4 protein-coding genes and 1 pseudogene are annotated in these 3,520 nt (G+C 61.7%); all 5 read left to right on the plus strand.

Going from position 1 to position 3,520, the window contains the following annotated elements; translation table 11 throughout:
- Nucleotides 1-231, plus strand: a pseudogene (locus IBX59_RS14925) (hypothetical protein); the annotation flags it as partial.
- 90 nt (nt 232-321) lie between these two features.
- The gene (locus tag IBX59_RS14930) at nt 322-1,242 is read left to right on the plus strand and encodes an ABC transporter permease (protein WP_296376979.1); all 921 of its coding nucleotides are present in this window, start codon (nt 322-324) and stop codon (nt 1,240-1,242) included.
- A 16-nt stretch (nt 1,243-1,258) separates the two neighbouring features.
- Nucleotides 1,259-2,083, plus strand: coding sequence for an ABC transporter permease (locus IBX59_RS14935; RefSeq protein WP_296376980.1), 825 nt, complete (start codon nt 1,259-1,261; stop codon nt 2,081-2,083).
- Nucleotides 2,084-2,093: 10 nt separating this feature from the next.
- The gene (locus IBX59_RS14940; protein ID WP_296376983.1) at nt 2,094-3,080 is read left to right on the plus strand and encodes an ABC transporter ATP-binding protein; all 987 of its coding nucleotides are present in this window, start codon (nt 2,094-2,096) and stop codon (nt 3,078-3,080) included.
- A partial coding sequence (locus IBX59_RS14945; RefSeq protein ID WP_296376985.1) for an ATP-binding cassette domain-containing protein occupies nt 3,077-3,520 on the plus strand: 444 nt, incomplete at its 3' end. The genes IBX59_RS14940 and IBX59_RS14945, both read left to right, overlap by 4 nt.

Here is a 3,520-nt window from a genome sequence, read left to right on the forward strand (position 1 = left end):
GACCCGGTGATCGAAGAGCTGAACGAAGCCTATCGCGCCTCGACCAACCCCGAAGAGCGTAACGATCTGGCAGGCCGGATTTTCCAGCAGGCGTTCGAACAATATGCCGTCGCACCGCTGGCCAGCCTTTCGGCTGAAATCACGGTCAATCCTGAAACCGTGGCGGGCTGGACATTCCCCGGCGTCACGTCCGCAGGGATCAGCCATTTCAACCTGATCGCGCCAAAATAAGTTGTTTGGCGTCTGAAAGCACAAGGCCGGGCCTTTTCTTTGGGTTCGGCCTTCTTGCCGCGTCTTTCCCACGATAGGCCATATCCCGCCATGCTGACCTTTCTGCTCAAGCGCACGCTTTACGCCCTGATTTCACTTTTGGTGATCACGCTTATCGTGTTCAGCCTCAGCCATCTGTCGGGCAACCCGCTGGATGCGCTGCTGCCCGATGACGCAACGCCTGCACAGATCGAACAGGTGACGCGGCATCTGGGCCTCGACCGGCCGATCTGGGTGCAATATCTGACCTTTTTGCAAAACGCCGCCGTGGGCGATTTCGGCGACAGCCTGAAATGGAAAGGCCAGACCGCCGCCGAAGTGGTCTGGCAACGCCTGCCCGCCACGCTGCAACTGGGCGGGCTGGCATTGTTGATTTCGATTGTCGTGGCCCTGCCGCTGGGGGTCATGGCCGCTGTCTACAAGAACACCGCGCTGGATGCGGTCGCTACGGTGATCGCGCTTTTGGGCCAATCGCTGCCGGCCTTCTGGCTGGGGCTGGTCCTGATGTGGATTTTCGCGGTGATCCTGGGCTGGTTTCCGACCTCGGGGTATGGTGGCCTGTCGCATATGATCTTACCGGCCATTGCGATGGCATGGTTTCAGGTGGCGGCGCTGACGCGGCTGACGCGCTCGGCAATGCTGGAAGTGCTGGATGCGGAATATATCAAACTGGCCCGCGTCAAGGGCGTGCGGGAACGCAGCGTGATCTGGAAACATGCCTTTCGCAATGCCGCCATCGTGCCGGTAACCTATTTTGGCGTGCTGGCCGGATCACTGCTGACCGGATCGGTGGTGATCGAAACCGTGTTCAACTGGCCCGGCACGGGCTGGCTGGCGATCACCGCCATTCAGGGGCGCGATTTTCCCGTGGTGCAGACTGTGGTCTTGTTCTTTGCCCTGCTGTTTTTGCTGGCAAACCTGATTGTCGATATCCTTTATGCGCTGATCGACCCGCGCATCCGCAACACCTGAAAACAGGAAGCCCATGATGCGCCGCTTGCCGCTTGTTCCGATTGCCCTGCTGTTGCTGGTGCTGATCATCCCCGCGTTTTTCGCGCAATGGATCGCGCCGCACGATCCTTATATCAGCAACCTGCGCGCACGGCTGCAACCGCCCGTGGGCTTTGGCGGCACGTGGGAGTATCCGCTGGGTACCGACCGTCTGGGCCGCTGCATGTTCAGCCGCATCCTGCATGGCGCGAAATATGCGCTGGGGATTTCGATGGTCGGCATTGCCATCGGGGCCATCCTTGGCACGGCGCTGGGGTTGATTTCCGGCTATCTGCGCGGCTGGGTTGATGTGGTCATCATGCGGCTGGTGGATATCACTTTCGCGCTGCCTTCGATCCTTCTGGCGCTGGCGCTGGCGGCAATTTCCGGCCCAAGCCTGGGGCTGGTGGTGCTGGTGGTGGTCTTTGTCATCTGGGGGTTTTTCGCGCGGCAGGTGCGCGCTGAAGCCCTGTCGCTGCGCGAACGTGATTTCGTGGCGCGTGCGCGGGTGGCAGGCGCATCGGGTCCGCGCATCGTGCTGCGCTATATCCTGCCCAATATCATGAACACGATCATCGTGCTGGCGACCTTGCAGATCGGGGTGGTCATCATCCTTGAGGCAACGCTGTCCTTTCTTGGCATCGGCATTCCGCGCCCTGCACCAGCCTGGGGCCTGCTGGTCGCGGACGGGCGGCAGTTGATCGTGTCAAACTGGTGGATCTCGCTGTTTCCGGGCCTTGCCATCCTGCTGACCGTGCTGTCGGTCAACCTGATCGGGGACTGGCTGCGCGACTGGCTTGATCCGAAATTGCGGCAGGCATGAGGTGCGCGACATGACCCAGACAGATCCCATCCTGCGCGTCGAAAACCTGCGCACCGAACTTGCGCTCAGCAGCGGCGCCATCGAGGTGGTGCGCGGCGTGTCCTTCAGCGTGAACAAGGGCGAAACACTGGGCATCGTGGGCGAATCCGGCTCCGGCAAATCCATGACCGCGCTGTCGATCATGCGCGTGCTGCCCCGCCCCATCGGGCGGATCGCCAGCGGCTCCATTCATCTGAACGGGCGCGATCTCGTGCCCCTGTCAGAAACCGAGATGACCCGCATTCGCGGCCGCGAGATTGGCATGATCCTGCAAGACCCGCACACATCGCTGAACCCGGTCTATACTGTCGGCAATCAGGTGATCGAGGCATTGCAGATCAACCAGCAACGCGGCGGCTTGCTGCAAAAGGCCATTGACCTGTTGAAAAAGGTCAATGTCGCGGATGCCGAACGCCGGGTGCATGCCTTTCCCCACCAGATGAGCGGTGGCATGAAACAGCGCGTGGTGGGGGCGATTTCGATTGCGGGCGCGCCCAAGGTCATCATCGCGGATGAACCGACAACCGCGCTCGATGTGACGATCCAGTTGCAATATCTGGAACTTCTGGAACAGATCCAGCAGGAAACCGGCACCGCGATTGTGTTTATCACGCATGATCTGGGCATCGTCGCGCGGCTGTGTCACCGGCTGGTGGTCATGTATGCGGGCCGGATCGTGGAAGAGGGCACCGTCGATGACGTCTTTGATGCGCCATCGCACCCCTATACGGTCGCGCTGCTGCATTCCGTGCCGCATGTGGATCGCAAGGTGGACCGGCTTTATGCGATCGAGGGAAATCCGCCCGCCCTGCATGAAATCGGCCAGGGGTGCAGCTTTGCGCCGCGCTGCCCGCTGGCGGACGAACGCTGCCGCACGGTTGCGCCGCCCACGGTTGCCGGGCGCAGCAAGGCCCCCGATCACTTTGCCGCCTGCTGGAAAAGTGGAGAACTGGCATGACCGTCCCCGTCGTCGAACTGAAAAACGTCACCCGCCATTTCGCGGTGCCCACGGGCGGGCTTTTGTCGCGCAAGACAGCCATCGTGCGCGCGGTCGAAGATATGAGCCTGACCTTGGAACGCGGCAAGACATTGGCGCTGGTGGGCGAATCCGGTTGCGGCAAGACCACGCTGGCGCGGATGCTGCTGCGCCTGCTGGAACCGACATCGGGGCAGATCCTTGTGGATGGCGAAGATATCAACACGCTGTCAGGCCCGGGCCTGCGCCGTTTCCGCACCAAGGTGCAGGCGGTATTCCAGGACCCCTGGGCGTCGCTTAGCCCGCGGATGCGGGTTTTCGATATCGTGGCGGAAACGCTGGTGGTGAACGAAAAACTGACACGGGGCGAATTGACCCGGCGGGTGGACGAGGCGCTGGTCTCTGTCGGGCTGCGGCCCGAT

The sequence above is a fragment of the Yoonia sp. genome, from assembly GCF_014859355.1.
Classification (GTDB): Bacteria; Pseudomonadota; Alphaproteobacteria; order Rhodobacterales; family Rhodobacteraceae; genus Yoonia.

Bases quoted from the DNA above. Each gene is read 5' to 3' on its own strand.
- IBX59_RS14930 (WP_296376979.1), top strand. From the start codon at position 322: ATGCTGACCTTTCTGCTCAAGCGCACGCTTTACGCCCTGATTTCACTT.
- IBX59_RS14935 (WP_296376980.1), top strand. From the start codon at position 1,259: ATGCGCCGCTTGCCGCTTGTTCCGATTGCCCTGCTGTTGCTGGTGCTG.
- IBX59_RS14940 (WP_296376983.1), top strand. From the start codon at position 2,094: ATGACCCAGACAGATCCCATCCTGCGCGTCGAAAACCTGCGCACCGAA.